The sequence below is a fragment of the Shewanella sp. AS16 genome (genome assembly GCF_021412365.1).
GTDB lineage: Bacteria > Pseudomonadota > Gammaproteobacteria > Enterobacterales > Shewanellaceae > Shewanella > Shewanella salipaludis.
On sequence record NZ_JAKCLK010000106.1, the window covers coordinates 1 to 340 of the forward strand.

1 pseudogene is annotated in these 340 nt (G+C 55.6%); it reads right to left on the reverse strand.

Annotated elements, in window-relative coordinates:
* Positions 1-323, reverse strand: a pseudogene (locus tag LZP73_RS19545) ([protein-PII] uridylyltransferase); the annotation flags it as partial.
* Positions 324-340 lie beyond the last annotated feature (17 nt).

The window sequence follows — 340 nt, forward strand, 5'->3', positions numbered from 1 at the left end:
AGCATCACGCGGATAGTATGTTCATCCACCGTGTAGGCATGGAACAGGTCAAACTGCATCTGCCCGACGATATGCGACCATTGCGGCATATACGCGCCGAGCACGCTATGGCGATGCATTGGCAATAGCCCGCGCCGCACCGCTCCGGGGTGACGCAGAATGCTCAAAAACAGTTTTCGCGCTTCCGGAATATTACACAGAGGTTGTTGCAGATGGCGACGGGCGTGGCGTAACTGGCGTAGCGTGGTGGAGTAAATGCCGGTGATCGCGCTGTTGCGCACCATGGTGTAGAACATACGCAAGATGGCTTCCGGCTGGCGCATAAATAGTGTTTCATCAC